Below are 26,330 nucleotides of genomic sequence, written 5' to 3' on the forward strand. Positions count from 1 at the left end.
GGAAAAATGATTTTTCTGCGCTGAACGGTTTTTTATACGCCAAAAGCCCCGCTTCTTTGTGCGCAGAAGCGGGGCCTTTGATTTGGTTGCCAGTTTGAGATTTCGGATCAGAAAAAAGGAAAAAGGAGAACAAATCTATTTGTCACACCACAGGGCAGGAACCGGTGTCGGGCCGGTGCACCTGCACTGCAGCAGGACAGCTGTTAGAGCCGTGGAGCGTTACTCCACATCCTGCAGGGCGGCGAAGTCTTCCTCGCCGGTGCGGATCTTGACCACACGGGTCACGTTGTAGACAAAGATCTTGCCGTCGCCGATGTGGCCGGTGTACAGGGCCTTCTTGGCGGCCTCCACCACAGCGTCCACGCTGATCTTGGAGACGATGACCTCCACCTTGATCTTGGGCAGCAGGGTGCTGTCCACGGGCACGCCGCGGTACTTTTCAGAAGTGCCCTTCTGGATGCCGCAGCCCATCACCTGAGTAACGGTCATGCCGGTGACGCCCAGATCGTTGAGGGCAGTCTTGAGCTGATCGAACTTGGACAGCTTTGCAATGATGGACACCTTGTGCATACCGGTGTCGTACACGCCATCGTGGATGACGGGCGAAGGCTCACGCACCACAGGCACTGCGGCGCTGATCTGGCGGTCGGTGGCCTTGGTCACATCGTCCTCGCCGAGGTCGGTGTTCTCGTTGGGCACCATGGCGGCAGAGTTTGCGTCGGAGATGGAGAAGCCAGCGTAAGCGGATGCCAGACCGTGCTCGTGGATATCCAGACCGTCGATCTCCACCTCGGCCGGAACGCGCAGGCCGATGAACTTATCAATGAGCTTGAAGATGATGAACATCACGATGACAACGTACAGGTCCACGCAGACCAGACCCAGCAGCTGGGTGCCCAGCTGCGCCAGGCCGCCGCCGTAGAACAGGCCGGCGTGCTCGGTGTTGGCACCGGTGGAGAACAGGCCCACGGCGATGGTGCCCCACACGCCGTTTGCAAAGTGGACGGAGACCGCACCAACGGGGTCATCCACCTTGGCGATGTTGTCGAAGAACTCAACGCTCAGCACAACGAGGAAACCGGCCACCAGACCGATGAAGAAAGCGCCGAAGGGCGAAACGGTGTCGCAGCCTGCGGTGATGGCCACCAGACCCGCCAGAGAACCGTTCAGGGTCATGGAGACATCGGGTTTGCCGTAGCGCACCCAGGTGAAGATCATGGTCACGCAGGTGGCAACGGCTGCGGCGAGGTTCGTGTTGAAGCAGACCAGACCGGTCAGGGTCATGGTGGCGTCGGTGGACAGGCTCAGGGAAGAACCGCCGTTGAAGCCGAACCAGCAGAACCACAGGATGAACACGCCCAGTGCACCGGCGGTCAGGTTGTGGCCGGGGATGGCATGGGGCTTGCCGTTCTTGTCGTACTTGCCAATGCGGGGGCCCAGCATCCAGGCACCCAGCAGGGCGATGACGCCGCCCACGTTGTGCACGGCTGCGGAACCGGCAAAGTCATGGAAGCCCATGCTCTGCAGCCAGCCGCCGCCCCACATCCAGTGGCCGCAGATGGGATAAACCACCAGCGAGATGGCTGCGGAATAAACACAGTAAGCCTTGAAGTTGGTGCGCTCTGCCATGGAGCCGGAGACGATGGTGGCGGCCGTTGCGCAGAACACGGTCTGGAACACGATGTAGACCCACAGCGGGATATCCAGACCCAGATGGCTGTAGTCGCCCTGGATGAACGGGTCGAAGCCGCCGATCAGAGCGCCGGTGCCGCCGAACATCAGGCCAAAGCCGATGAGCCAGTAGCACGGGGTGCCGATGCAGAAGTCCATCATGTTCTTCATCAGAATATTGCCGGTGTTCTTCGCACGGGTAAAACCGGCTTCACACAAGGCGAAGCCCGCCTGCATGAAGTAGACGAGGAACGCTCCCACGAGCGTCCAACAGGTGTTGACGGAGCTGAACATAACTTTCTAACCTCCCCACGATGTGTTGCCGCAAAGCACCAGAACCCTGCAGCGCGTGCCGCGCTCCTCATGCCGATCGCACGCAGGAGCGTTGTTTTCACCGTTCAGAAGGCCCTCTATTCCTCCCGAGCGGCAATATCCCCGGAAACACAAAAGGCGCTGGCGGAATTGCTTCCGTCAGCGCCTTTGCTTTCGATGGCACGAGTATAGTCTCTTTGTGCAACCCTGTCAAGAGTTCACGTTAAGGTTTTACGTTTTTCACAACACAGGGAAAGTGGACCGGGCAAAAGTTTGGCAAAACTTTGTGAGTCATTCTTTTTCTTCGCCCGCGTCATTTTCCTCTTTTTTGCGGCCGGAGCGGTGGCCGCCCTGCATTTCCCAGTGCAGCATCAGGCTCATCATGGCGCGCAGCGCGAAGGTGGCCGCCAGCGGGATGACCGATTCCAGATTTTGCAGCAGGAAGGTCTTGGCGATCTCGGCCGACATCAGAAATTCCAGCGCGGTGGTCAGGCCGCTGCTCATCTCATGATGGAAGTCGTGGTGATCGTGGAAAAAGGTGGCGCGCACATAGTGGTAGGTCGCCTTGGCAAGGCTGGTGATGATGATGAACAGGCCGATCACTTCGGCAAGGCCCGCGATCATCGGCACCGCCGTCTCCAGAAACATTTCCAGCCCGTGGGTGGCGCCTGCGTTCAGATGATAAAGCCATTCCATGGTGTCATCCCCCGCGCTTTACAGCAGGGTCTTGATGTAAGCGGCCAACGCATCGTCCTTGCAGGAAGCAAAGAACAGCTCGCTGAACTTCTCACCGGCAACGGCACCCTTCACCAGGTCCTGATCGATGCCCTGCAGGATCTCCACCAGCGGCTTGAAGGCCACGGCGCGCACGCCGTCCAGGATCTTCTTGTTGCGCTGCTCGGGCTCCACGCGCTCCTTGGGGTAGCCCTGGCCGTGGCCGAAGCCGAACAGCTTCTCGAAGCAGTACTCAAGGTTCAGCTCGCCGCCCCAGCCGAAGCCCTTGGCAAAGGGCATGGCAACGGCGTTGCCGTCGTTGACGTGGGCAAAGGTGTAGGCATCCACGGGGTCTTCCACATGGCCGCAGATGACGCCGGGGAAGCTGTTCAGGGCCAGCATGGCACCCTCGCCGGTTCCGCAGCCGGTGATGACGTAATCGGCTGCGCCGCTGTTCAGCAGGATGGCAGCCAGAATGCCGCACTGGACATAGGTCAGCTGTGCCTTGTCGTCGGCTGCGTACATGCCGTAGTTGACCACCTCGTGGCCCATGGGCTCCACGACCTTCTTCAGGGCAGCCTCGATGATGCCGTTCTTGGCGGCCTGGCTGTTCTCGTTGATGAGTGCGATCTTCATAACAGTGAATCTCCTTCTTATTTTTACTTCCTGCGCAGGGCAGGCATCAGACAAAGTCTTCCCGCATGGGGGTGAAGAAATCCAGCATCACGCCGCCTTCCAGGCAGACGCAGCCGTGCATGACGCCGTTCTGCTTGAGCAGGGTGTCGCCGGGGCCCACCTCGCGGGTCTCGTCCCCGATGGTGAAGCGGTAGCGGCCGGAGACGATGTAGGTGATCTGGGTGTGGGGATGGCAGTGCATGGCACCTACACCGCCGGTCTCAAAGGTGTTTTCCACGCACATGGCGTCCTTGCTGTAGGCCAGCACCCGGCGCTTGACGCCTTTGCCGCAGACTTCGGGCTCGATCTCGGCATGGGGGACCCACGCCGCGTCCTTATGCTGTTTTTCCATTATAGCATAACATCCTTTCGCATACAAATACAAAAAGCGGCAGCCAGCAGGCCAGGCCTGCCCGGCTGCCGCCGCGCTCATTGATTCAGGCTTTTCTGCGGGAGCGCCCTCAGCAATTACTGGGGCTGCTTGCCGATGTAAGCCAGGATGCCGCCGTCAACGTACAGGATCAGGCCGTTGACAAAGTCAGAAGCGGCAGATGCCAGGAAGACAGCGGGTCCGCCCAGATCCTCGGCCTCGCCCCAGCGGCCTGCGGGGGTCTTGGCAACGATGAACTGGTCGAAGGGATGACGGCTGCCGTCGGGCTGGATCTCGCGCAGGGGTGCGGTCTGCGGGGTAGCAATGTAGCCGGGTCCGATGCCGTTGCACTGGATGTTGTAGGCGCCGTACTCGGAAGCGATGTTCTTGGTGAGCATCTTCAGGCCGCCCTTGGCAGCAGCGTAAGCGGAGACGGTCTCACGGCCCAGCTCGCTCATCATGGAGCAGATGTTGATGATCTTGCCGCCGCCCTGAGCGATCATATCGGGGATGACAGCCTTTGCCACGATGAAGGGAGCGTTCAGGTCCACGTCGATGACCTGACGGAACTGGGCAGCGCTCATCTCGGTCATGGGGATGCGCTTGATGATGCCGGCGTTGTTGACCAGAATGTTGATGTGGCCGACTTCCTCGGTGATCTTTGCCACCAGAGCATTGACAGCGTCCTCATCGGTCACGTCGCAGACGTAGCCGTGTGCCTTGATGCCGGCTTCCTCATAAGCAGCCAGGCCCTTATCGACCAGCTCCTGCTTGATGTCGTTGAAGACGATGGTCGCACCGTTAGCGGCCATAGCCTTTGCAATAGCCATGCCGATGCCGTAGGATGCGCCGGTGATCAGAGCCACCTTGCCGGTCAGGTCAAAAGATTTGGGAGTGCACTGTGCCATAAATAAGTCCTCCAATCAAATTGTTCTTTCAGCGGGGGAAGATCTCCCCGTTCAGCTTTGCAGGGCGCGGCAGACGCCGAAGCGTGGCCGCACCTCTCTTGTATACTAGACTAACATTCTTTTCCGGCGCTGTCAAGGCATTTTCTTACGCATTTTTACTGTAATTTCTTTTGCATGGCAGATTTTTTCATCAAAAACTGCGCAAATCTGCCAAAAGTGCAGAATCACTTGTATGCAACTTTTCATTCATCATCAGAACGCACAAAACCGTGCGCTGAAATTTGGGCTTGTTGACAAAGTTGCAGGCATCGCTCTGTTTCTTCTTGACATAAGTACGACTTTCCTGTATTCTCACGATCAAGAATGATTCTCACAAAAGAAAAGGAGTCCTGCCATGAAAAAACACGCAATCATTTTCGCTTCTCTGGCTTTGAGCTGTCTGGTACTGTCCGCACCGCTGGCTGCCGGGGCCGTCTCCCCCGGCCAGACCGAGACCTCCTCACTTTACATCATCACCGTGCAGCCGGAACTGCCCGTGACCGAACGCTCTGAGCTGGAACTGACCGCACTGGAAATGACCCAGACGTGGCAGAATCCCAACCCCCGCCGCCAGCTGGCACTAAAGTCTGTCTCCCGTGCCGGGTGTTCCGTTTACCAGTGGAGCAGCTCTGCCCCGGCCGTCGCTTCGGTGGATGCCAGCGGCCTTGTCACGGCGCTGGCCCCCGGCAAAGCAGTCATCCATGCATACACCACGCAGGGCGAAACGCTGACCTGCACCGTAACGGTCACTTCCGAGATCGGCAAAGTCACGCTGGATGCAGACGTTCTTCTGCTGCACAGCGTGGGCAGCCAGCAGGACCTGATCCCCACTGTGGCTGTGCAGGAGCCCTCCGCTGTGGCACTGCAATGGACAAGCTCTGACCCCTCCGTAGCCGTCGTGGACGCCAGCGGCACCGTCACTGCCGTGGCTGACGGAAAAGCCATCGTCACGGTCCGCACCCCGGAGGGCCGCAGCGCAGACTGCACCGTATACGTCGGGCAGGCCGCCGCAGATTACGAAAAGCGGGACAAGCAGCTCACCAGAGCCGCGCTTGGCGGCATGGGCGTTCTGGGTGCGTTGTTCCTGCTGCTGGGCATCGCACTTTAATAGCAGATGCAAAAGACCGGACTGCAAAACTGCAGTCCGGTCTTCTTCTATCATCCCAGCTTCTTTTTCTGCTGCCGCGCCACGATGGGCATCAGCAGCGGGGTGGGCAGAAGCTTCTGCGCGCCGGTGCACAGCCGCATGAAGGCCGACGGCACGATGACGGTCTTGTGGTGCATCATACCCAGCAGGGCTTCCTCCACGCAAAACTCCGGCGTGATGCCCTTGAGGGCAAACACCACGCCTGCCCGGTCGTTGAACTCGGTGTTCACCGGTCCCGGGCAGAGGGCGCAGACGTATACCGGGCTGCGGTTCTCCCGCAGTTCTTCGGCCACGCCCCGGGTCAGACTGACCACATAAGCCTTGCTGGCGTAGTAGCCCGCCATGTAGGGCCCGCCGGGCAGCAGCCCCGCCGAGGATGCCACGTTGAGGATGGTGCCGCCGCCTGCCGCGTCCATCTTGCGCACCGCAAAGTGGAACAGCCGGGCCATGGCGGCCACGTTCACTTTGATCATTTCTTCTTCCCGGGCAGCATCCGTTTCCAGATAGCTGCCGCAGACGCCGAAGCCCGCGTTGTTGATAAAAATGTCGATGTTCTCCCCTGCCAGCGCGGCGCACAGCCGGGCGCAGTCCGCTTCGTCGGCAAGGTCGGCGGGCAGGATGCGGCAGGGCGTGCCCAGCTCGGCCGCGAGGGCTTCGAGCCGGTCGGTGCGGCGGGCGGTGAGGATGAGCCGACAGCCAATTTTTGCGTAGCGGCGCGCAAACTCCTGCCCGATGCCGGAGCTTGCGCCGGTGATCCAGACGGTTTTGGACATAAAATTCTCCTTTGGATAGCCTTCCCCCTCGGGGGAAGGTGGATGCGGCCAACGGGAGCAGACGGATGAGGGGCAGTTGTGGTCAGATGCTGCTCTAGCCGAGCGAAATCTAAAGATAGCTTTCCCTCATCCGTCGCTTTCGCGACAGCTATTCCCCGCTTTGTCGCTATTGCGACATCTCTCCCCGACCGGGGAGAGTCTTTCCCAAGGGGGAAGCCTATTATTTTGCAAACCCGGAAGCCTTATCAATGGCTTCCAGTTCTTCTTTTGTAAAGGTGGTGTTTTCCAGCGCCTTGATGTTGTCCAGAATCTGCTCCGGGCGGGAGGCACCGATCAGCACACTGGTCACTTCGCCGTCCTTCAGGACCCACGCCAGCGCCATCTCGGCCAGCGTCTGCCCGCGGGACGCCGCGATCTCGTTCAGGGCGCGGATCTGCGCCAGTTTTTCTTCGGTGAGGGCAGATTCCTTCAAAAAGCGGCCATCGGTGCGCACACGGCTGTCCTCCGGGATGCCGTTGAGGTAGCGGTTGGTCAGCAGGCCCTGTGCCAGCGGGCTGAAGGCGATGATGCCCTTGTTCAGGCGCACGGCTGTCTTCTTCAGGCCATTCTGCTCGATGGTGCGGTCAAAGATGGAATAGCGGTTCTGGTTGATGACGAAGGGCACATGCAGCTCGTTCAGGATGGCGGCGGCCTTTTCCAGCGTTTCGCCGTTATAATTGGACAGGCCCGCGTACAGCGCCTTGCCGCTCTGCACGGCAGTGGCAAGGGCCCCCATGGTCTCCTCCAGCGGGGTGTTGGGGTCCATGCGGTGGTGGTAGTAGATGTCCACGTAGTCCAGGCCCAGACGCTTCAAGCTCTGGTCCAGGCTTGCCAGCAGATACTTGCGGCTGCCCCAGTCGCCGTAGGGGCCGTCCCACATGGTGTAGCCCGCCTTGGTGCTGATGATGAGCTCATCGCGGTAGGGCATAAAGTTCTCGTGCAGGATGCGGCCGAGGTTCTTCTCGGCACTGCCCGGCTCCGGGCCATAGTTGTTGGCAAGGTCAAAGTGAGTGATGCCGTGGTCGAAGGCCGTGAAGCAGAGCTGCTTCATGGTCTCGTAGTGGCCGGTGTCGCCAAAATTGTGCCAGAAGCCCAGCGAGACAGCCGGCAGCAGCAGGCCGCTTTTGCCGCAGCGGTGATACGGCATGGAAGAATAGCGTGCATCGGATGCCTGATACATTAGAACCTACTCCTTTCGTGCAAAAAGGGGCCGTTACACAGATACCGTGTAACAGCCCCCTTCGTTTTTATTTCAGCAGGTTATCGTTGTCAAAGTAGTCGATGCGCATGGACTTGCGGACATCGGCCAGGGTGGCGGCGGCAGTCTTTTCGGCGTAGGCACTGCCCTCTTTCAGAATTTCCACCACTTCCGGCAGGCGCTGCTCCCACTCCTTGCGGCGGGTGCGGATGGGCTCCAGCTCGGCCTGCATGACGCTGTTGAGGAACTTCTTCACCTTCACATCGCCCAGGCCGCCGCGCTGGTAGTGGGCCTTCAGCTCGTCGAGGTTCTGGTACTCGGGCCAGAACTCGGCGAAGTGCTCCGGGCGGCAGAAAGCGTCCAGATAGATGAACACCGGGTTGCCCTCCACCTTGCCGGGGTCCTGCACACGCAGGTGGTTCGGGTCGGTGTACATGGACATGACCTTCTTCTTGATGTCCTCCGGCTCCTCGGAGAGGTAGATGCAGTTGCCGAGAGATTTGCTCATCTTGGCCTTGCCGTCGATGCCGGGCAGGCGCAGGCAGGCGGCGTTCTGGGGCAGAACGATCTCGGGCTCCACCAGCGTTTCGCCGTAGACAGCGTTGAACTTGTGCACGATCTCGCAGCACTGCTCGATCATGGGCTTCTGGTCCTCACCGGCGGGCACGGTGGTGGCCTTGAAGGCGGTGATATCGGCAGCCTGACTGATGGGGTAGCAGAAGAAGCCCACCGGGATGCTGGTCTCAAAGTTGCGCATCTGGATCTCGGTCTTCACGGTAGGGTTGCGCTGCAGGCGGCTCACGGTGACGAGGTTCATGTAATAGAAGCTCAGCTCGGTGAGCTCGGGCACCATGGACTGGATGAAGATGTGGGTCTTGGCCGGGTCGATGCCGCAGGCCAGGTAGTCCAGTGCCACCTGCAGGATGTTCTGGCGCACCTTCTCGGGGTTATCGGCGTTGTCGGTCAGGGCCTGTGCATCGGCGATCATGACGTAAATTTCGTCGTACTCGCCGGAGTTCTGCAGGCGCACACGCTCTTTCAGGGAGCCGACGTAGTGGCCCACATGCAGGCGGCCGGTAGGACGGTCGCCGGTCAGAATAACTTTTTTCATGGTGTTCTCCTTTAGCTCTCAGAAACGAGAGATTTTCACTTACATTTATTATTGTAAGTATATCCCGCCCCGCGGGCCCTGTCAACAAAAGCCGCCGGGAAAAAGAAAAAAGCGATGGAAAATTCCCATCGCTTTGCTGGCGCCTCTTGCCTGACTCGAACAGGCGACACCCTGATTAACAGTCAGGTGCTCTAACCGACTGAGCTAAAGAGGCATCTATATAAAACGGCCAAACGACCGTTTTACTACTAAAAAATGGTGACCCGTACCGGAATCGAACCGATGTTAAAGGCGTGAGAGGCCTCTGTCTTAACCGCTTGACCAACGGGCCATACGTCCATTTTGCATCGGGCGTTCGCTCCCGACTCGATTATTTTAGCATAGAGGTCGTACTTTGTCAACACAAAATTTCAATTTTTTCAAAAAATGTTTTTCACGCCGGAAACGCCCGCGCGGACGAGGCCCAGCGCCAGCCCCAGATAGACGCTGACCACCGTCTCGCTCTCGTCAAACGCCATCTTCCGGCGCTGGGGCAGACCGGCCAGGGGGCCTTCATAGACACAGCGCAGCTGTTCCAGCCGGGTGTAGTCGTTCGGGTGCATCAGGGTGCTGTGCTTGGGCAGCTGCATGGAGCCGCTTTTTTCCAGCACCTCGCTGACGAACTGGGAGCAGAAATAGTGGCGGCGGCGCTTCCACCGGATGTGCAGCCCGCACAGCGCAAGGCCCAGCACGTTGAACCGGTACAGATTGCCATGGGCCATCATGTGGTCGGCACGGCGGCGGGCGCGGGCGTAAGCTTCGTCCGTCACTTCCAGCGCATACAGGGCGCAAGGCACATTTTCCCGCAGGCGGAACGCGCCCCGGTTCAGGTATTCCCTGCTGGGGCCTGCCGGGAACATGGTATAGCCATTCTTGCGGGTGGAGCTGTACAGGCAGCCAAGGTCTTCGTCAAAGGCAAGGGACGCATGGGTATAGTTTGCCCCGGTGACGGCGTAGACCAGGTTGGACAGCAGCGTGCCCGAGCGGGTGAGCAGGATGTAGATGGTTTTCATGGCAGTGTTCCTTCAATATGTAAGGGCCCGGTAAAAAGGCGGAAAAATATCTCTCTGGTTTCAGTATACCAGAAACAAAGTTCCTTTGCCATAAAAACGGATGGATTGCCGCGAAAATTGCATGAAAGATATTGTTTTTTCCGCACTGAACCTTCTTATTGGCGTGGTCCAGATCACCTGGATGATCGCAAGGGATGTCTTTCGGGGCAGGCCCAAAGCGACTGCGAAAGCAAAACATTATTCCAAAAGCAAAAAAGATTGACCGCCTCTGTCTCCCAAACCCAGGCGGTCAATCTTTTGACTTAATGCCGGTAAGGAGCTGACCACATGAGCAGCCAGTGCCTTTCCTTTGTCTTTAGTATAGTGGCATCGCGGATTTTTGTCAAGAGGTGCGGCAGGTTCGCTCACCGCACCATCTTCCTCCGGTAGCCCCACACCGCCAAGGCTAAAAACAGCACGATCTTGACCGGAGCCAGCACCCGCAGCACATCGGCCTGGAAGAAGGCATGTCCGCCCGCAAAGAGGAAGTCAAAGCTGTACATCTTATAAAGCAGGGCGTTGGACAGGCCGATGCCGCCCGCCGGGAGCAGAGTGGACAACCACTCTCCCAGCGACCCGGGCACCACCATATAGACAATGAGCGGGGCCACCACACTGATCAGCGCCACAGACAAAGCGGTCAGGTTGTTCTTGGCCCATACGGATGCCATCAGCACAAAGGCCACCTCCGCAAAGAAGATCAGGAAGTTTGCCACCAGCATGACCCACTCCATCTGACCAACGGTATACGGCAGCAGGCTGGTCACAGAAAACAGCCATTGCACGGAAGTTTGGGTACTTTCCCAGCCAAACAGAGCATTCGTGACCAGGATCCACACCACGCCGCAGAGCAGATACGCCGCCCCTGTGATACTAAACGCCGCTGCCAGCTTTGCCGCTGCTAGCCACAGACCGCCGTTTTTTGTGCACAGTTGGATGTCCTGCGCCCCGGTCTGTGCATCCGATGCAAACACCGGGGCCGCAATCACCGCGCACAGCAGGGTGAGCAGCAAGCTCAACAGGGTCTGGTAATCCATTGCGTCTGAACTGACCCCAAATGAATAGGTGAACGGTTTTTGTACAGCATCGAACTTTTTCTGTGCAATGGCCTGCGCCTGCTCATAGCCGGGCTTTCCGTCTTGTTCCAGCCAGATCACCGATTCCAGCCGTTTGGGGAGCTGGCTGTAAAAGTTCTGCATATCCTCTGCGGTCAGCCCCATCACGCCCGGTGCCATGCCGGTTTTCGGGTCGGCAAAGGCTTCCTTTGCGTTGTTCACAAGAGGCTGATACCGGGCAAGTTCTTTATAAAATACCTCGACCGGGATATCGTTGATGGAGCTTGCATCATACTGCCGGTACACCCGCTGATAGGCTTCCAGTGCTTCCTGCATAACATCCGGCGTGATGGTATCGGATACCTGCTGCTCCTGCCGTTTCCTGATTGCTTTCAGACCCGTGTAACTCACTTTGTTTCCGCTGGCATCCAGTTCCGTCCAGCCGATAAAGGTCACCGGCAGATATGCCATGACCACAGCCAGCACCAACGCAATGGCCAGCAGAATGGCGGTCATGCGGGTCTTGCACACCCGCTTCAGTTCCAGTTTGTACAGGTTCATTGTACAGCCTCCGTTTCTTCCGGGAACAGCCACAGATACAGGTCTTCCAGTTTGGGCCGGGCCGGGATGCTGCCGGGCAGCTGCGGTGCCTCGGCCAGATAGCGCAGTGTCACGGTGCCGTCCGGCTCGTTGCGCAGGTTGACCACCTGCAAACAGTGCTCCCACCGGGGCAGTTCGCCCGCCGGGGCACTCCCCTGCCAGACCTTTCCTTCAATTTGCTGCACCAGCCCCTCGGTGGTGTCCACGGCGATGATTTTTCCATCCTTCATCACGGCGTTTTCGGCCGCAATGTATTCCACATCCGACACGATGTGGGTGGAAATCAAAACGATGCGGTCCTGCGCAAACTCGGACAGCAGATTGCGGAACCGTACCCGCTCGCCGGGGTCAAGGCCCGCCGTGGGCTCGTCCAGGATCAGAATTTCCGGGTCGTTGAGCAGGGCCTGTGCGATGCCCACCCGGCGCTTCATGCCGCCGGAAAGCTTGACAATTTTTTTGCGGCGCACCTCGGCAAGGCTCACGCGCTCCAGCAATGCATCAATTTGCCGGGCGGCTTCGGCCCGGGGCAGGCCCTTCAGCGCGGCCATATACTCCAGATAGTCCTGCACCGTGAACTCCGGGTAGAACCCGAATTCCTGCGGCAGATAGCCCAGCTTTTCACGGTAGGCTGCGCCCAGCGCGCCGATCTCCACCCCGTCGCACAAGATCTGCCCCTCGGTGGGCCGCAGAATACCCGCCAGCATCCGCATCAGGGTGGTCTTGCCCGCACCGTTGGCCCCCAACAGGCCCCATACACCGGCTGTCAGGGTGAGGGACACGTCTGCCGCCGCCATCTTGTCACGATAGCGCTTGGTCACATGGCGTATTTCCAGTTTCATACAAAGGCTCCTTTCACATTTCTGCCACGTATTCCGGCCGGGCGGCAAGGCGGGCGCACTGTCCGCCCAGACACACCGCCAGCACACCGGCCGCCAGCGGCAGACCGGCGGGCAGCTGCGGCAATTCTTCTTCGACCTCGATCAGGCGCAGCAGGCACAATTGCCCAGCAAACAGCGGCACGGCGGCCAGCACCAGCCGTTCCGGGCGCACGCGGCGCAAAAGCAGCAACAGCTCGTTGTTCGCCAGCAGGAACGGCACCGCCAGCAGGCACACCAGCTGGCCAAGTTTGAGCGGCGCGGCTGCGTACACGCTGATTGCCAGCACTGCCAGCAGCACCACTTCCCCGGCCAGCAGCAGCAGAAAACGCAGCACCAGCGGCGTGCCGATCCCAACATGCGTGGCGCGTTCCAGTTCCAGCATCCGGTACTGGCTGGCCCGGCACAAAAACGGCAGGCCCAGCAGGGCTGTGCACATGGCAAGGGCCGTCAGCCCGAACAGCGCATTGCGCAGGCTCCATGCGGCTTCCCACAGGCCCAGCGCCCGGCCCACACTGTAGAGCGCCAGCGCAGCAAAGGCTTCCAGCCCAGCGGCTTTCCACCCCAGCAGCCGCAGCTGCCAGTACAGCAGATTTTTCCAGCCCCCGCGCGGGCACGGGTGGTACGCAGCCCGGCAGCGGTGCAGCAGCGTTTCCGGCACTGCGGCAGTCCGACTTTGCGGCGGCGCGGCCAGCGCGCGGGTGAGCTGCTGCTTCAATTTGCGATTTGATGCACTCATGGCAATTCCTCCTGTTCCAGCTGATTCTTCAAAATCTTGAGCGCGGCACGCAGGCGGGACTGCACCGTGCGCATGGGCAGGCCGGTCACCTGCGCGATCTCCCGCAGTTTGAGCTGCTGGCCAAACCGCAGCAGCACCAGCTCCCGCGTCTCCGGGTCGAGCCTTGCGGTCAGGGCCCGCAGGCTCAGCGCGTCTTCGGTCTGGTCAAAGCCCGCTTCCTGATAACCCGGCTCCTCGGGCAGGCTTTCCAGCGCGGGGCCGTCCCGGGCCGAAGCGCGGTGCCAGTCGGCGCAGACGTTTTTCGCGATCTTATAAAGGAAGGGCCGGAACTGCCCGGCAAAGCCGCCGCAGCCGTCCAGCCAGCGCACCGCCTTATAAAAGGTCTCCTGCGCGGCGTCCTGGGCCTGCTGAGCGTCCGGCACATGCCAGCGGCAGTAGTTCAAAATCTGCGGATAATATTCCCGCACCAGTGCATCCAGTGCGTCTGCGTCCCCGGTCTGGACACGGCGCAGCAGCGTTTCGGTCTGCATCCGGCTCACCTCCCTTCTGTCTATTAAAACGCACAAGGGACCAAAAAGGATTTCTTTTTTGAAAAATGTCACGTTTTCTCCATGGATACCAGCTTGTCAAAATTTTATCAAAAAATTGTTTTCCCGCCGTTCCACCTTATTTTTTCAGGTCTTGCCCCCTGCTTTTGTTTCCTGAAATTGTTTCAGGCAGTTAAATTTCTTAATGAAATTTGTTTCTTTTCTGCAAATAGTACGGTTTATTTATTGATTTTGCAAGGCTTTTATGTATAATGGTAAACAGGAGAATTTGCATTTACAAACTGCAAACCCCTTGCGCAGCGCCCGGCAGACCGGAAGCGCTGCACCCTGCAAAGGACGTAAGGATCAAACGAAAGTAGAGGTATCGCAATATGGCAAAGTTGGATCTTACCAAGTATGGCATTACCGGCACGACCGAGATCGTGTACAACCCTTCCTACGAGCAGCTGTTCGAGGAGGAGACCAAGCCCGGCCTGGAAGGCTATGAGAAGGGCCAGGTCAGCGAGCTGGGTGCTGTGAACGTTATGACCGGCATCTACACCGGCCGTTCCCCCAAGGACAAGTTCATCGTCATGGACGAGAACTCCAAGGACACCGTGTGGTGGACTTCCGACGAGTACAAGAACGACAACCACCCCGCTTCTCAGGAAGCATGGGCTGCTGTGAAGGCCATCGCTCAGAAGGAGCTGTCCAACAAGCGCCTGTACGTCGTGGATGCATTCTGCGGTGCCAACAAGGATACCCGCATGGCCATCCGCTTTGTCATGGAAGTTGCATGGCAGGCACACTTCGTCACCAACATGTTCATCAAGCCCACCGCTGAGGAGCTGGAGAACTTTGAGCCTGATTTCGTTGTCTACAACGCATCCAAGGCCAAGGTCGAGAACTACAAGGAGCTGGGCCTGAACTCTGAGACTGCTGTTGTGTTCAACATCACCAGCAAGGAGCAGGTCATCGTCAACACCTGGTACGGCGGCGAGATGAAGAAGGGCATGTTCTCCATGATGAACTACTTCCTGCCGCTGAAGGGCATGGCTTCCATGCACTGCTCTGCCAACACCGACCTGAACGGCGAGAACACCGCTATCTTCTTCGGTCTGTCCGGCACCGGCAAGACCACCCTGTCCACCGATCCCAAGCGTCTGCTGATCGGCGATGACGAGCACGGCTGGGACGACAACGGCGTGTTCAACTTTGAGGGCGGCTGCTACGCAAAGGTCATCAACCTGGATAAGGACTCCGAGCCCGATATCTACAACGCCATCAAGCGCAACGCTCTGCTGGAGAACGTCACCCTGGATGCTGAGGGCCACATCGACTTCGCTGACAAGTCCGTCACCGAGAACACCCGTGTGTCCTACCCCATCAACCACATCAAGAACATCGTCCGCCCCATTTCTTCTGCACCTGCAGCCAAGAACGTCATCTTCCTGTCTGCTGACGCATTCGGCGTTCTGCCCCCGGTCTCTATCCTGAGCCCCGAGCAGACCCAGTACTACTTCCTGTCCGGCTTCACTGCAAAGCTGGCAGGCACCGAGCGCGGCATCACCGAGCCCACCCCGACCTTCTCTGCATGCTTCGGCCAGGCCTTCCTGGAGCTGCATCCCACCAAGTACGCTGAGGAACTGGTGAAGAAGATGCAGGCCAGCGGCGCAAAGGCTTACCTGGTCAACACCGGCTGGAACGGCACCGGCAAGCGTATCTCCATCAAGGATACCCGCGGCATCATCGACGCTATCCTGAACGGCGATATCAACAACGTGCCCACCAAGAAGATCCCCTACTTCGACTTCGAAGTCCCCACCGTGCTGAACGGTGTGGACACCGGCATCCTGGATCCCCGCGATACCTATGCTGACGCTTCCCAGTGGGAGGAGAAGGCTAAGGATCTGGCAAGCCGCTTCATCAAGAACTTCAAGAAGTACGAAGGCAACGAGCACGGCAAGGCTCTGGTCTCTGCCGGCCCCCAGCTGTAAGCTGACTGCCTGATACTTAGGTAAGCAATAAAAGGACGTGTTCCCGCAAGGGAGCACGTCCTTTTTTGTTTGCCTGCCGGGCTGCAAAGGCAGCGGCGCAGGCGGTTTCGATTTTTGGCGGGGCCGCTGTCGTAGACCTTGGCCGCCTCGGTGAATTCCTTGATGGAAAGATTCTTGTATTCTTCCGGTGTCATAGCGTTCTCCCCCTCATACAAAGGTGCAGTTAAGCATTACTAACCAACAGTACCATACCTTTGCGGAAAAGTCAATGGAAACGCGTTTTTCTGCGCACACAAAAAGCAGCCGCACCTTCCGGTGCGGCTGCTTTTGATCTCCGGGGAGCTCCGGCTCAGTTGCAGAACATGCTGCGGCGCTTTTCAAAGTAAATGCGGCACAGCACCAGCACAACGCCGCTGCCGACCAGCGAGCCGATCGCACTGGAAATGCCGCTGCCCGTCGAGCAGATGATGCCCTGCAGCACGGCATACAGGAACGACAGCACCATGCCTGCGATCAGGAACAGGTAATACAGGTCCGGGCCGTTCTTTTTGAAATGAGCCATCTGCTGCCGGGTGTAGACCGCACCCACGGCCATGGCCAGATACAGCAGGCCGAACAGGATATCCACAATGTGCATTGCCGGGAAGAACAGATAGAACCACTGTGCATTGATGCCCGACACCGCCTCGTACCAGAAGCCAAACAAAAGGCCCAGACCCTGCACGGCATAGACCAGTGCGCCCAGGAACAGCTGCACCCAGATGGCGAACTTATAATAGTTCATGGGCAGCGCCTGCGGTTTGGTAAAATCCGGGGCGGGCGGGGCATTGTACTGCTGCGTGGGCGGGGTCTGCACCTGCGGGACCTGCACGCGCGGCTGCTGCTGCGCATTGCTGTTGTATGCACCGTTCGGTGCGGCGGGGGTCAGGCGGCTGCCGCAGCCCGGACAGAACGCCGCATTGTCCGGGACGGGTTTGCCGCAATGATTGCAAAACGTCATAAAAACATTCCTCCTGTGTGCCGGTATGAATAAAAGGTGTACCCTCATTCTATCAATTTTCGCGCGTCAATGCAAGGCATCCGCAGCATTTCTGCCGCACACAGAAAAGCGGGCCTTTGCCCCTTTTGCAAAAGCCCGCTTTTTTGTTTTATGTTACTTGGCTGCCTCGAACTCCGCTTCGATCTCGGCCGAAGGAGCCGGGGTGACCAGGCTCACCACGACGCAGACCAGCAGCGAGGTCAGGAAGGCGGGCAGCAGCTCATAGATGCCGAACACGCCGCCCAGCGGGCTGACGATGTACTTCCACACGAAGACCATCAAACCGCCGGAGAGCATACCGGCCAGCGCGCCCTGCCAGTTGCAGCGCTTCCAGAACAGGGCACACAGCACCACGGCACCGTAGGAGCCGCCGAAACCGGCCCATGCAAAGCTGACGATGCCAAACACGCTGGAGTTGGGGTCGCGGGCCAGCACCACGCCCACCACGCTGATGCAGACGATGGTCAGGCGGGCTGCAAACAGGCTCTGCTTCTCGCTGAGCTTCATGTGGCCGAACTCCTGCAGGATGTTCTGGGACACACTGGAAGCCGCTGCCAGCATCTGGCTGTCAGCCGTGGACATCGTGGCGGCAAGGATGCCGGCCAGGATCAGGCCTGCCAGAATGGCCGCCAGCACGCCGTGCTGGGCGATCAGGTTCGCAATGCGCACGATCAGGGTCTCGCTGGAAGAACCGCTCAAAAATTCCAGCGCACCCGCCTTGGTCATGCCCAGGCCCACCATGCCGATGACGATGGAAGCGGTCATGGCAATGACCACCCACACACTGGCAATGCGGCGGCTGAGCACCAGCTTCTTCTCATCTTCAATGGCCATAAAGCGCAGCAGGATGTGCGGCATGCCGAAATAGCCAAGGCCCCATGCCATGGTAGAAGCGATATCCAGCAGGCTGTAGGAGGTGGCACTGTTATCGGCCACATTGTGGCTGGCCATCATGGTCAGGTAGCCCGGCAGGCTGCGGGCATTGTCCAGCACCACATCCCAGCCGCCGGCCACACCGACGCCGTACACCAGCACGGCGATCAGGGCCATGCTCATGACGACGGACTGGATCAGGTCGGTGGTGGACACGGCGCGGAAGCCGCCCATGATGGTGTAGCCCACAATGACCACGGCAGACAGGATCATGGCGATCATGTAGTCCACGCCAAACAGGCTGTTGAACAGCTTGCCGCAGGCCGCAAAGCCGGAGGCGGTGTACGGGATGAAGAACACGATGATGATGACCGCGCCCAGGGCGTTGAGCAGGTTGCGCTGGTCATGGAAGCGCAGCGACAAAAACTGCGGCACCGTGATGGCGTTCAGGTTTGCCGAGTAGCGGCGCAGGCGGCGGGCCACGATGAGCCAGTTGAGCCAAGTGCCCACGGCAAGGCCGATGGCCGTCCAGCCCGGGGATGCAATACCGGTGAGGTACGCAAGGCCCGGCATACCCATCAGCAGCCAGCTGGACATATCGCTGGCCTCGGCGCTCATGGCCGTGACCAGCGGGCCCATCTTACGGCCGCCGAGGTAGAAATCGCTGCTGTCCTCGTTGGATTTGCTATAGACAAAGCCAACCAGCAGCATTCCCACCAGATAGATCACGATGGTGGCAATGATGCAGATGTTGATCATTTCAGATTACCCCTCTCTTTCTTCCCCTCATTGGGAATATATTGTTTATTTTACCACAAAAACCCGCATTCCTGCAAGCTTTTCGGGCAATTCAGGCGCGTGAACTGCCGTTTTTCCGGGTTTTAGACAGAAAAAGCCAAAAAGTCTGCCGAAAATCCGTCGCCCTTACCCGCCGGGCAAATTGATAACAGCCTTTCCGCGTGCTATAATCAGACTAGCTTTATGGGGAAAGAAGGGGCTTTTATGGCAGATATCACCGTCCGCAATGCGACCCTCGCCGATGCGCCGCGCATTCTGGAAATTTACGCCTATTATGTCGAGCACACGGTCATCACCTTTGAGTACACCGTGCCCTCGCTGGAAGAATTTGAGGGCCGGATGCGGCACACCATGGAAAAGTATCCGTATCTCGTCATCGAGAAGGACGGCCGCATCGAGGGCTACGCCTACGCCGGGGCCTTTGTGGGCCGCGCCGCCTACGACTGGGCCTGCGAGCTGACCATCTACCTGGACCACAATGCCCAGAAGTGCGGCATGGGTCGGATGCTGTATCAGGCGCTGGCCGACCGGCTGAAGGCCATGGGCATTCTGAACCTGTACGCCTGCATCGGCTACCCGCAGGTGGAGGACGAATACCTGACCCGGAACAGCGCCCAGTTCCACGAACATCTCGGCTTTGCGCTGTGCGGCACCTTCCGCAACTGCGGGTACAAGTTCGGCCGCTGGTACGACATGGTGTGGATGGAAAAGATCATCGGCGAGCACAAGGCCGACCAGCCCGCCGTCCAGCCCTATCGGTACTGAGCCGTTTTTCTGACCTCTCTGCAGAACAAAAGCACCCGCTGCCGGGCTTTCTTCGAGCCTTGGACAGCGGGTGCTTTTTACATTTTGGAGAAGCGTGCAAAGAGTTTACTTTGCGGCAACGTTCTTGGTGACCATGACATCGCTTTCCAGACCGCAGACGTTGTGCAGCACGATGGTGCCTGCCTTGACCGGGGCGGTCAGGACCACCTTGCGGATCTCGTCCATCACCGGGAAGATCATATCCTTGGGGATGGCCTTGGTCAGGCGGACGCTGGTGACGGGCAGCTCGCCGCCCTTGACCAGCACCGAGCTGGCAATGGTGCGGCGGGGCGCGGTCAGCTCCTGACGGACATACTGCTCACCGCGCGGGCAGGTCTGGCCGGTGACCGAGATCACCTGACCATTTTCAACTTCAGCTTCGATCTCGCAGCCGTTGGGGCAGACGATACAGGTAAATTGCTTTTTCATTCGACCGACACCTCCAGTGCGCCTTCCTCCTGCAGCTTGGCACCCGAGACCTTGAACTGGATCATCTCTGCAGGAATGGCCTTCTTCATCTTCTTGGCAGCAACTTCCACGCCGTTCTGGCGCACCACGATGCGGCAGTCACGGTAGTGGTTCCGCACACGCAGCGACAGGTTGAAATCGTTCTTGCCGCTGACCTTCTGCGGAATGGTGTGGCCCACGCCCTCGCCGCACTTCACGTCCAGCGTGCAGGGGTCGATGCCCTTGCCCTCAACATAAGCAGCAGCGTGGCGTGCCAGCGCTTCGGACTCCATGGACACAAAGTCCACCAGGTCGTGCACATGCAGCACGTTGCCGGCAGAGAACACGCCGGGCACGTTGGTCTGCAGGTTCTCGTCCACGAATGCGCCGTTGGTGTGGGGGTCAATGGCGATGCCGGCATCTTCCAGCAGCTTGTTCTCGGGGATCAGGCCGACGGAGAGGATCAGGGTATCGCACTTATACTCCTTCTCGGTGCCGGGGATGGGACGGCGGTTTGCATCCACCTCGGAGATGGTCACGCCGGTCAGGCGGTCGCGGCCATGGATCTCGGTGACGGTATGGCTCAGGTAGAGCGGGATGTTGTAGTCATCCAGGCACTGCACGATGTTGCGCGGCAGGCCGGAGGGATACGGCATCAGTTCGAACACTGCCTGCACATGAGCGCCTTCCAGCGTCATGCGGCGGGCCATGATCATGCCGATATCGCCGGAACCGAGGATGATGACCTCCTTGCCGGGCATACGGTTGTACAGGTTCATGTAAGCCTGTGCGGTGCCGGCGGTGAAGACACCGGCCGGGCGCTCACCGGGGATGCCCAGTGCGCCGCGGCTGCGCTCCTTGCAGCCCATGGCCAGCACGACGGCCTTGGCCTGATACTGGCGCAGGCCATTGCGGGTGGAGGCGGTGACAACGCGGTCCGCCGTCAGGCTCAGCACGGTGGCGCTGGTCTCATAGGGGATCTCGCGCTTGTTCACTTCATCAATGAAGGCCTGTGCATACTCGGGGCCGGACAGGCTCTCGCCGAAGCGGCCCAGACCGAAGCCGTCATGGATGCACTGGCGCAGGATGCCGCCCAGCATCGCCTCGCGCTCCAGAATGATCATGTTGCGGATGCCCTGCTTGTGCAGCTCGACAGCTGCGGCAAGACCTGCGGGACCACCGCCGATAATCACAACGTCTTTCTGTTCCATCGCTCAGTTCTCCTCCTTCCGCATGGTTCCGGTCAGGACCCACGAGCCCTGACGGCTGTAACGAATGTCCTCCGGCTCAGTGCCCAGCTCCTGCTCGATGAAGTTCTCGATCTTCATCTGGCAGAAACCACCCTGGCAGCCGCCCATCATGGCGCGGGTGCGGTACTTGATGCCGGTCATGGTGGAGACACCCAGCGGGTTGTGGATGGCCTGGATGATCTCCGCCTTGGTCACTTCCTCACAGCTGCAGATCATCTCGCCGTAATCGGGGTTCTGGGCGATAAGCTCTGCCTGCTGCTCGGGGGTGCACTCTGCAAACTTGACGATGCCTTTGTGGTGCGGGTCGAAGTCGGGGTTTGCCTCGAACTTCTCGTGCTCCAGCATCATATTGATAACGTAGCGGGCCAGCGGCACGCTGCCGGTCAGACCCGGAGACTCGATGCCCACGAGGTTGACGGCATTGGGTGCCACATCGTCGCGGATCTCGACCTTCCAGTCCTGGATGGCACCGTTCTCATCCACCCACTTGGGCTGGATGCCGGCGAAGGTGCGGATCTGGTCTTTCTTGGCGATGTGGGGCCACAGCTTTGCGCCCTCCACGGCCAGACTGTCCATGTTGGCCTGCGGCACGCTGTAGTCGTCCAGCACGTCGGTGTTCTCGGCGTCCGGGCCGATGGTCACGTTGCCGTCCACAGTCGGGGTGATGTGGATGCCCATGTAGGTGTTGCTGGGCACGGGGTACACCGGCATAGGCAGCAGCTTGCCCATGCGCTTGTGCAGGATGATGTAGTTGCTGCGGGAGCCGATGACACGGTAGCCGGTCAGGCCCAGCAGGTCGGAGATCTGCTTTGCGCCCAGACCTGCGGCGTTGACCACCCAGCGGGTGCACACATCGCCGTGCTCGGTGTGCAGGTAGTACAGCTCGTTCTCACGGGTGATGGCCGTGACCTTGTGGTCAAAGAAGAAGTCTACGCCGTTGGCATGTGCGTTCTCAGCCAGAGCCACGGTGTACAGGAACGGGTCCATGATACCGCTGTTCTTGGACCACATGGCGAACTTGCCCACCACGGCGGGCACCAGCTCATGCAGCTTTTTCTCGTCGATCATCTCGAGGCCGGTGCAGCCGTTGACCGCGCCCTGCTTCATGGTGCGCTCCAGCTGTTCCATGTCCTCGGGGGTGTTGCCCACCAGGACCTTGCCGCAGCGCTTGAACGGGAAGTCCAGCTCCTCGGCCAGCTGATCCATGATCTTGTTGCCCTCCACGCAGCATTTTGCCTTCAGGCTGCCGGTGGGGTTCGCAAAGCCGCCATGCACCACGGCCGAGTTGCGGCCGCTGGTCTCATTGCAGACATCCAGATTTTTCTCCAGCACTGCAATGCTCAGCTTGTAGCGGGACAGCTCGCGCGCGATGGCGCTGCCGACGACGCCCGCACCGATGATGACCACATCGTATTGTTTTTTCATGGTATCCACCTTTCTCCTTTTTCTTGTATGGGAATCCGGCGTTGTGTTATATATTTCATTGCATCAAATATATAACGTTTCGTGGATTCTGTCAAGGGGCTTTTGCGAAAAAAACTGCACAAAAATATGCCGCATCCTTCGGCAAGAATGCGGCATTTCTGAACGATGTGCAGTCAATTCAGACTTTGAAATATTCGGGGAAGGCTTTCCGGATGGCGGAAAGGTTCTCCGTGTAGCGCTGCATGTGCTGGCCGGCAATGCGCTGCGCTGCTGCCGTATCCTTCTGTTCAATGGCCTTCAAAAGGCCCACATGATCTTCATAGATGGCCTTTGCAGGCCGACAGCGGAAACTGAGGATGGTAGTGCGGTCAAAGTGCGGGGCGAGGTTTTCCACCAGATCGTACCAGTACGGGCACCCGCACTGCACATAGAGCATCCGGTGGAACTCCTTGTCCAGCTCAAAAATCTTGTCTTCCTGTGCGCGCTCGATGTACATGTGCCACATGGCCACGTTCTCCCACAGGTGGTCGAGGTCCGCCGGGGTGAGCTTTTCGCAGGCCATGCCGGCGATCTCGGCTTCCAGCACCGCGCGCAGGTGGCGGACTTCTTCCACCAGCCCCGCGTCGATGAGGGACACATAGGTGCCGATCTTGGGCCGGATCTCAATGAGCCGCCGCTGGGCCAGTTCCAGTTCGGCCTCCCGGAACGGGGTGCGACTGACGCCCAGCTTTTCGCACAGCTCCGGCTCGTTCAGCTTTTCGCCCGGGGCCAGCCGGGTGTTGATGATATTGTCGATGAGAACGCGCAGGACATAGCTCTTGGCCGATTCATGCTCTCCGCGCTGTGCGGTCACATCCATGCTTTCCCTCCTTCGGGCCCTTCCTTCTTATATAAGGAAGCAGCCCCGCTCAGACGAAGAAATCCGGGAAGCGGTCCAGCAGGCTCTGGAAGTGCTCCCGATAAGCGCCCAGGTGATGCTCAAAGAACTCGTCCACATCCACATCCTTGGGCAGGCCCACCATCAGGTACTTGTACAGCTGCTCGTGCTCCTCGCGGAAGGTCTCCATATCCAGCTGGCACAGGGCCGTGTCCAGATAGCGCACGCGGTCCATGTGGGTGGTGACGTTGTGCATGGCCTGCCAGATGCGGTCGTAACCGGCATAGGTGTACAGGCGCTTGTGGAACTCGTTATCCAGGTTGATGAAGTAATCGCCCAGCACATCGTGGCTGACGCAGGCCGCAGCATCCTGCTGTTCCAGCAGGCCGTGCAGCTCGCTGAGCTGCTCCTGGTTCAGGTGGCCGGACAGGCTGCGCAGCAAGGCCGGTTCCAGCATCTTGCGCATGGCATAGCCTTCGTTGATATATTGGATCGAAATTTTGGAGACGATGCTGCCGCGCTGGGGCAGCACATCCACCAGCCATTCGCCCTTGAGCATCATCAGCGCTTCGTGGATGGGGGTGCGGCTCATGACCAGCCGCTCGCTCAGGTCAGCTTCGCTCAGCTGGCAGCCGGGCTGCAGCTGGATGTTCATGATATTTTTGCGCAGGATGCGGTAGGCGTAAGCCCGGTTGTTCTCATCCGGCTGACGCGGGTCCATCAGCAGCGGCAGGGAACGGGCCTTGTCATCTTTCATAGAAAAATCCCCTTACAGTCGTTTTGCTCTCCGGCGGGAAAGCGCTCGGGCACAGATTTGTTGGTTCTATTATAAAGCATAACATATCACTTGTCAAAACTCTTTTTTACAAAAAGCAACCATAATCCAGAATTTCCGGTTAAAAAACGTAAAACAAGTTGCATTTCCGGCCAGAAGGCGTTATAATAAGCTCAGAAAGTAACATATCAGTTGGCTATAGGAGGTCAATCTCATGTCTGAAATCAATGCGATCCGCTTTGCAGAACCCTGGCAGGTCTCCTGCGTCAAGATCCCCATGCCGGAACCCAAGCCCGGCGAGGCGCTCATCAAGATCATGGCCGCCGGCATCTGCGGCAGCGACATCGGCGCTTTCCGCGGCACCAACGGTCTGGTGAGCTATCCCCGCGTCATCGGCCACGAGCTGGCCGGTGTGGTCGTCTCCATCCCGGAGAACAACAAGAACGGCATCAAGGTGGGCGACCGCGTGGTCGTGGACCCCTACCTGTACTGCGGCCACTGCTACCCCTGCTCCATCGGCCGCACCAACTGCTGCGACAACCTGCATGTTCTGGGTGTGCACGTCGAGGGCGGCATGGCCGAGTACTTCTGCCACCCCGCTGATATGCTCATCAAGATCCCGGACGGCATGAGCTGGGTGCAGGCTGCCATGGCCGAGCCCCTGACCATCAGCCTGCACGGCATCCACCGCGGCGGCCTGAAGGCCGGCGAGTACTGCGCCATCATCGGTGCAGGCCCCATCGGTCTGGCAGCTGCCATGGTCGCACAGGCTTACGGCGCACACGCCATCCTGCTGGATCTGGTGCAGGAGCGCCTGGACTTTGCAAAGTCTCTGGGCGTGGAGTACACTATCAACTCCGGCAAGGAAGATGCCAATGCCCGCGTGCACGAGATCACCGGCGGCGAGGGCGCACAGCAGGTCATGGAGTGCTCCGGTGCAAACCCGGCCATCCGCAGCACGCTGGACCTCGTGAGCCATGCAGGCCGCATCACCTTCACCGGCTGGCCCAAGAAGGAGACCAGCCTGCCCACCGACACCATCACCCGCAAGGAGATCGACCTGCGCGGTGCCCGCACCAGCGCCGGCGAGTTCCCCGAGGCTCTGGAGCTGATCGCTTCCAAGAAGGTGGATATGCTCAAGCTGCTCACCAAGACCGTCACGCTGGAGGAAGTGCCTGAGACCATCATCGACATCGAGAAGAACCCCGGCAACTACATGAAGGTCGTTGTCACGATGGAGTAAAGCCGCCCCTCCCCTACATTGATTTATAAGGAGAGTACCGTTTTGGACGCATGGAATATTCTTGTTGTGGTCGTTCTGGCCCTGATCCTGCTGCTGATCCTGCCCATGGTGGCAGCGCGCAACGGCACCAAAAGCTTCACCCAGGCCCTGATGGCCCCGCTGCACCGCAAGAAAAAGCGCGGCCCGCTGGGGCTTGAGGTGGAGCCGGAGAAAAAGCCGGAGCGCCATGTGAACAACAGCATGCAGGGCGAGTTGACCGCGATCGTCTCGCAGCTCATCACCTTTACCAAGCGCCAGCACTATACGCTGGTGTACCCCGGCACCATTCAGGAAAGCGGCCAGCTGACCACTACGCTGGCGCTGGTGGTCACCCCGGGCGGCGTGGTGGGCCTGAACTGCTTCGGCTTTGCCGGTGAGATCCACCCCGGCGACCAGCCCAATGACCAGTGGCGCCAGCACATCAACCACACGGACAACCGCATCCCGAACCCGGTCACCGCCAGCGAAAAGCAGCAGGTGCTGCTGCGCCGCGCCATGGACAAGGCGGGCCTGAGCGGCATCCCGGTGGAGGTGATCGCCGTGTTCACCAGCAAGGAAGCCCGGCTGACCGGCATCTCGGCCCAGAAGTGCTTCGACCGTGACGGCATGATCGCCTATCTGGAGCAGGAGCGCTACCATTCCGGCCCGGTGGAGGATACCCACGAGACTGGCGTGAAGCTCAAGAGCCTGGTGACGGTGTACAAAGCCGAGAAACCCAAGAAGAAAAAGAAATGATCTGCGTCTGAAATGTTACAAGCGGCCTTCCGGTTTTGCGGAGCGCTGCTGCCGCATTCTCTGAACTTTCCTCGAGCAGACCTGTACGACACCCATGTACAGGCCTGCTTTTTTTGTTTTATCCGGTTTTTCTGCTCCATTCAGAAGTTTTTTCGGGCGAGTCCACGGAAAAGCGCACCGGTCC

General features: G+C 59.2%; 26 protein-coding genes and 2 tRNA genes. 6 read left to right on the forward strand and 22 right to left on the reverse strand.

Annotated elements, in window-relative coordinates; genetic code table 11:
* Positions 1 to 219 precede the first annotated feature (219 nt).
* The 5 genes from CGS49_RS04100 to CGS49_RS04120 form a co-directional block, all read right to left on the reverse strand.
* Complete coding sequence (locus CGS49_RS04100) at positions 220 to 1,965, reverse strand: ammonium transporter (RefSeq protein WP_097800644.1); 1,746 nt, start codon at positions 1,963 to 1,965, stop codon at positions 220 to 222.
* Positions 1,966 to 2,274: 309 nt separating this feature from the next.
* Positions 2,275 to 2,679: a DUF1622 domain-containing protein gene (locus CGS49_RS04105; protein WP_097800645.1), complete on the reverse strand. Its 405-nt coding sequence runs from the start codon at positions 2,677 to 2,679 to the stop codon at positions 2,275 to 2,277.
* Positions 2,680 to 2,697: 18 nt separating this feature from the next.
* Positions 2,698 to 3,333, reverse strand: coding sequence for an RpiB/LacA/LacB family sugar-phosphate isomerase (locus tag CGS49_RS04110; protein WP_097800646.1), 636 nt, complete (start codon positions 3,331 to 3,333; stop codon positions 2,698 to 2,700).
* Positions 3,334 to 3,379: 46 nt separating this feature from the next.
* The gene (locus CGS49_RS04115) at positions 3,380 to 3,724 is read right to left on the reverse strand and encodes a cupin domain-containing protein (protein WP_097800647.1); all 345 of its coding nucleotides are present in this window, start codon (positions 3,722 to 3,724) and stop codon (positions 3,380 to 3,382) included.
* A gap of 116 nt (positions 3,725 to 3,840) precedes the next feature.
* Positions 3,841 to 4,650, reverse strand: a complete 810-nt coding sequence (locus CGS49_RS04120) for a gluconate 5-dehydrogenase (protein ID WP_097800648.1) — start codon at positions 4,648 to 4,650, stop codon at positions 3,841 to 3,843.
* Between the two features lie 394 nt (positions 4,651 to 5,044).
* On the opposite strand from CGS49_RS04120, the gene CGS49_RS04125 reads away from it, so the two are divergent.
* Complete coding sequence (locus tag CGS49_RS04125; protein ID WP_097800649.1) at positions 5,045 to 5,797, forward strand: Ig-like domain-containing protein; 753 nt, start codon at positions 5,045 to 5,047, stop codon at positions 5,795 to 5,797.
* Positions 5,798 to 5,847: 50 nt separating this feature from the next.
* On the opposite strand, the gene CGS49_RS04130 is transcribed toward CGS49_RS04125, so the two are convergent.
* From CGS49_RS04130 to CGS49_RS04155, 6 genes are all read right to left on the reverse strand, one after another.
* A complete protein-coding gene (locus tag CGS49_RS04130) occupies positions 5,848 to 6,609 on the reverse strand; it encodes an SDR family NAD(P)-dependent oxidoreductase (RefSeq protein ID WP_097800650.1) in 762 nt (253 codons plus the stop codon).
* Positions 6,610 to 6,829: 220 nt separating this feature from the next.
* Complete coding sequence (mgrA, locus tag CGS49_RS04135) at positions 6,830 to 7,828, reverse strand: L-glyceraldehyde 3-phosphate reductase (RefSeq protein WP_097800651.1); 999 nt, start codon at positions 7,826 to 7,828, stop codon at positions 6,830 to 6,832.
* A 67-nt stretch (positions 7,829 to 7,895) separates the two neighbouring features.
* On the reverse strand, positions 7,896 to 8,957 hold the full coding sequence (gene trpS / locus CGS49_RS04140) for a tryptophan--tRNA ligase (protein ID WP_097800652.1): 1,062 nt from the start codon (positions 8,955 to 8,957) through the stop codon (positions 7,896 to 7,898).
* 137 nt (positions 8,958 to 9,094) lie between these two features.
* Positions 9,095 to 9,171 (reverse strand) — tRNA-Asn (locus CGS49_RS04145).
* 42 nt (positions 9,172 to 9,213) lie between these two features.
* Positions 9,214 to 9,288, reverse strand: a tRNA-Glu gene (locus CGS49_RS04150).
* Positions 9,289 to 9,376: 88 nt separating this feature from the next.
* Positions 9,377 to 10,009, reverse strand: a complete 633-nt coding sequence (locus CGS49_RS04155) for a hypothetical protein (protein WP_097800653.1) — start codon at positions 10,007 to 10,009, stop codon at positions 9,377 to 9,379.
* 121 nt (positions 10,010 to 10,130) lie between these two features.
* Between CGS49_RS04155 and CGS49_RS14160 the strand changes: the two genes are divergently transcribed.
* On the forward strand, positions 10,131 to 10,271 hold the full coding sequence (locus CGS49_RS14160; protein ID WP_179859024.1) for a hypothetical protein: 141 nt from the start codon (positions 10,131 to 10,133) through the stop codon (positions 10,269 to 10,271).
* A gap of 142 nt (positions 10,272 to 10,413) precedes the next feature.
* Here the strand turns inward: CGS49_RS14160 and CGS49_RS04160 are convergent, their stop codons facing one another.
* Genes CGS49_RS04160 through CGS49_RS04175 form a run of 4 tightly spaced genes read right to left on the reverse strand, consistent with a single transcriptional unit; the run spans position 10,414 to position 13,847 of the window.
* On the reverse strand, positions 10,414 to 11,664 hold the full coding sequence (locus CGS49_RS04160; protein ID WP_097800654.1) for an ABC transporter permease subunit: 1,251 nt from the start codon (positions 11,662 to 11,664) through the stop codon (positions 10,414 to 10,416).
* Positions 11,661 to 12,542, reverse strand: coding sequence for an ABC transporter ATP-binding protein (locus CGS49_RS04165; protein WP_097800655.1), 882 nt, complete (start codon positions 12,540 to 12,542; stop codon positions 11,661 to 11,663). Before CGS49_RS04165 ends, CGS49_RS04160 begins: the two co-directional genes overlap by 4 nt.
* A gap of 13 nt (positions 12,543 to 12,555) precedes the next feature.
* Positions 12,556 to 13,317, reverse strand: a complete 762-nt coding sequence (locus tag CGS49_RS04170) for a hypothetical protein (RefSeq protein ID WP_097800656.1) — start codon at positions 13,315 to 13,317, stop codon at positions 12,556 to 12,558.
* Positions 13,314 to 13,847: an RNA polymerase sigma factor gene (locus tag CGS49_RS04175; RefSeq protein ID WP_179859025.1), complete on the reverse strand. Its 534-nt coding sequence runs from the start codon at positions 13,845 to 13,847 to the stop codon at positions 13,314 to 13,316. The genes CGS49_RS04170 and CGS49_RS04175 overlap by 4 nt, the downstream gene beginning before the upstream one ends.
* Positions 13,848 to 14,236: 389 nt before the next feature.
* On the opposite strand from CGS49_RS04175, the gene pckA reads away from it, so the two are divergent.
* Positions 14,237 to 15,841, forward strand: a complete 1,605-nt coding sequence (pckA, locus tag CGS49_RS04180; protein WP_097800658.1) for a phosphoenolpyruvate carboxykinase (ATP) — start codon at positions 14,237 to 14,239, stop codon at positions 15,839 to 15,841.
* Between the two features lie 349 nt (positions 15,842 to 16,190).
* On the opposite strand, the gene CGS49_RS04185 is transcribed toward pckA, so the two are convergent.
* Together CGS49_RS04185 and CGS49_RS04190 are read right to left on the reverse strand one after the other, a co-directional pair.
* Positions 16,191 to 16,841, reverse strand: a complete 651-nt coding sequence (locus tag CGS49_RS04185) for a zinc-ribbon domain-containing protein (RefSeq protein ID WP_179859026.1) — start codon at positions 16,839 to 16,841, stop codon at positions 16,191 to 16,193.
* A 153-nt stretch (positions 16,842 to 16,994) separates the two neighbouring features.
* The gene (locus CGS49_RS04190; RefSeq protein WP_097800660.1) at positions 16,995 to 18,512 is read right to left on the reverse strand and encodes a sodium/proline symporter; all 1,518 of its coding nucleotides are present in this window, start codon (positions 18,510 to 18,512) and stop codon (positions 16,995 to 16,997) included.
* A gap of 243 nt (positions 18,513 to 18,755) precedes the next feature.
* On the opposite strand from CGS49_RS04190, the gene CGS49_RS04195 reads away from it, so the two are divergent.
* Positions 18,756 to 19,316, forward strand: coding sequence for a GNAT family N-acetyltransferase (locus CGS49_RS04195; protein WP_097800661.1), 561 nt, complete (start codon positions 18,756 to 18,758; stop codon positions 19,314 to 19,316).
* Positions 19,317 to 19,421: 105 nt separating this feature from the next.
* Here the strand turns inward: CGS49_RS04195 and CGS49_RS04200 are convergent, their stop codons facing one another.
* The 5 genes from CGS49_RS04200 to CGS49_RS04220 form a co-directional block, all read right to left on the reverse strand.
* Entirely contained in the window at positions 19,422 to 19,784 is a 363-nt protein-coding gene (locus CGS49_RS04200; RefSeq protein ID WP_097800662.1) for a DUF1667 domain-containing protein, read from the reverse strand.
* A complete protein-coding gene (locus CGS49_RS04205; RefSeq protein WP_097800663.1) occupies positions 19,781 to 21,013 on the reverse strand; it encodes an NAD(P)/FAD-dependent oxidoreductase in 1,233 nt (410 codons plus the stop codon). Before CGS49_RS04205 ends, CGS49_RS04200 begins: the two co-directional genes overlap by 4 nt.
* A 3-nt stretch (positions 21,014 to 21,016) precedes the next feature.
* Complete coding sequence (locus CGS49_RS04210) at positions 21,017 to 22,477, reverse strand: NAD(P)/FAD-dependent oxidoreductase (RefSeq protein ID WP_097800664.1); 1,461 nt, start codon at positions 22,475 to 22,477, stop codon at positions 21,017 to 21,019.
* Positions 22,478 to 22,655: 178 nt separating this feature from the next.
* Positions 22,656 to 23,336, reverse strand: coding sequence for a GntR family transcriptional regulator (locus CGS49_RS04215; protein WP_097800665.1), 681 nt, complete (start codon positions 23,334 to 23,336; stop codon positions 22,656 to 22,658).
* 49 nt (positions 23,337 to 23,385) lie between these two features.
* Positions 23,386 to 24,111: a GntR family transcriptional regulator gene (locus CGS49_RS04220; RefSeq protein ID WP_097800666.1), complete on the reverse strand. Its 726-nt coding sequence runs from the start codon at positions 24,109 to 24,111 to the stop codon at positions 23,386 to 23,388.
* 232 nt (positions 24,112 to 24,343) lie between these two features.
* Between CGS49_RS04220 and CGS49_RS04225 the strand changes: the two genes are divergently transcribed.
* Both CGS49_RS04225 and CGS49_RS04230 read left to right on the forward strand, forming a co-directional pair.
* Positions 24,344 to 25,372: a zinc-binding alcohol dehydrogenase family protein gene (locus CGS49_RS04225; RefSeq protein ID WP_242975360.1), complete on the forward strand. Its 1,029-nt coding sequence runs from the start codon at positions 24,344 to 24,346 to the stop codon at positions 25,370 to 25,372.
* A gap of 42 nt (positions 25,373 to 25,414) precedes the next feature.
* Positions 25,415 to 26,146, forward strand: coding sequence for an NERD domain-containing protein (locus CGS49_RS04230; RefSeq protein WP_097800667.1), 732 nt, complete (start codon positions 25,415 to 25,417; stop codon positions 26,144 to 26,146).
* The last annotated feature ends 184 nt before the right edge of the window (positions 26,147 to 26,330 follow it).

The organism is Faecalibacterium langellae, from assembly GCF_002549775.1.
Lineage (GTDB): Bacteria > Bacillota > Clostridia > Oscillospirales > Ruminococcaceae > Faecalibacterium > Faecalibacterium langellae.

Coding starts and splice junctions, on each gene's coding strand:
- CGS49_RS04100 (WP_097800644.1), bottom strand. CDS start 1,965: ATGTTCAGCTCCGTCAACACCTGTTGGACGCTCGTGGGAGCGTTCCTC.
- CGS49_RS04105 (WP_097800645.1), bottom strand. CDS start 2,679: ATGGAATGGCTTTATCATCTGAACGCAGGCGCCACCCACGGGCTGGAA.
- CGS49_RS04110 (WP_097800646.1), bottom strand. CDS start 3,333: ATGAAGATCGCACTCATCAACGAGAACAGCCAGGCCGCCAAGAACGGC.
- CGS49_RS04115 (WP_097800647.1), bottom strand. CDS start 3,724: ATGGAAAAACAGCATAAGGACGCGGCGTGGGTCCCCCATGCCGAGATC.
- CGS49_RS04120 (WP_097800648.1), bottom strand. CDS start 4,650: ATGGCACAGTGCACTCCCAAATCTTTTGACCTGACCGGCAAGGTGGCT.
- CGS49_RS04125 (WP_097800649.1), top strand. CDS start 5,045: ATGAAAAAACACGCAATCATTTTCGCTTCTCTGGCTTTGAGCTGTCTG.
- CGS49_RS04130 (WP_097800650.1), bottom strand. CDS start 6,609: ATGTCCAAAACCGTCTGGATCACCGGCGCAAGCTCCGGCATCGGGCAG.
- mgrA (WP_097800651.1), bottom strand. CDS start 7,828: ATGTATCAGGCATCCGATGCACGCTATTCTTCCATGCCGTATCACCGC.
- trpS (WP_097800652.1), bottom strand. CDS start 8,957: ATGAAAAAAGTTATTCTGACCGGCGACCGTCCTACCGGCCGCCTGCAT.
- CGS49_RS04155 (WP_097800653.1), bottom strand. CDS start 10,009: ATGAAAACCATCTACATCCTGCTCACCCGCTCGGGCACGCTGCTGTCC.
- CGS49_RS14160 (WP_179859024.1), top strand. CDS start 10,131: ATGAAAGATATTGTTTTTTCCGCACTGAACCTTCTTATTGGCGTGGTC.
- CGS49_RS04160 (WP_097800654.1), bottom strand. CDS start 11,664: ATGAACCTGTACAAACTGGAACTGAAGCGGGTGTGCAAGACCCGCATG.
- CGS49_RS04165 (WP_097800655.1), bottom strand. CDS start 12,542: ATGAAACTGGAAATACGCCATGTGACCAAGCGCTATCGTGACAAGATG.
- CGS49_RS04170 (WP_097800656.1), bottom strand. CDS start 13,317: ATGAGTGCATCAAATCGCAAATTGAAGCAGCAGCTCACCCGCGCGCTG.
- CGS49_RS04175 (WP_179859025.1), bottom strand. CDS start 13,847: ATGCAGACCGAAACGCTGCTGCGCCGTGTCCAGACCGGGGACGCAGAC.
- pckA (WP_097800658.1), top strand. CDS start 14,237: ATGGCAAAGTTGGATCTTACCAAGTATGGCATTACCGGCACGACCGAG.
- CGS49_RS04185 (WP_179859026.1), bottom strand. CDS start 16,841: ATGACGTTTTGCAATCATTGCGGCAAACCCGTCCCGGACAATGCGGCG.
- CGS49_RS04190 (WP_097800660.1), bottom strand. CDS start 18,512: ATGATCAACATCTGCATCATTGCCACCATCGTGATCTATCTGGTGGGA.
- CGS49_RS04195 (WP_097800661.1), top strand. CDS start 18,756: ATGGCAGATATCACCGTCCGCAATGCGACCCTCGCCGATGCGCCGCGC.
- CGS49_RS04200 (WP_097800662.1), bottom strand. CDS start 19,784: ATGAAAAAGCAATTTACCTGTATCGTCTGCCCCAACGGCTGCGAGATC.
- CGS49_RS04205 (WP_097800663.1), bottom strand. CDS start 21,013: ATGGAACAGAAAGACGTTGTGATTATCGGCGGTGGTCCCGCAGGTCTT.
- CGS49_RS04210 (WP_097800664.1), bottom strand. CDS start 22,477: ATGAAAAAACAATACGATGTGGTCATCATCGGTGCGGGCGTCGTCGGC.
- CGS49_RS04215 (WP_097800665.1), bottom strand. CDS start 23,336: ATGGATGTGACCGCACAGCGCGGAGAGCATGAATCGGCCAAGAGCTAT.
- CGS49_RS04220 (WP_097800666.1), bottom strand. CDS start 24,111: ATGAAAGATGACAAGGCCCGTTCCCTGCCGCTGCTGATGGACCCGCGT.
- CGS49_RS04225 (WP_242975360.1), top strand. CDS start 24,344: ATGTCTGAAATCAATGCGATCCGCTTTGCAGAACCCTGGCAGGTCTCC.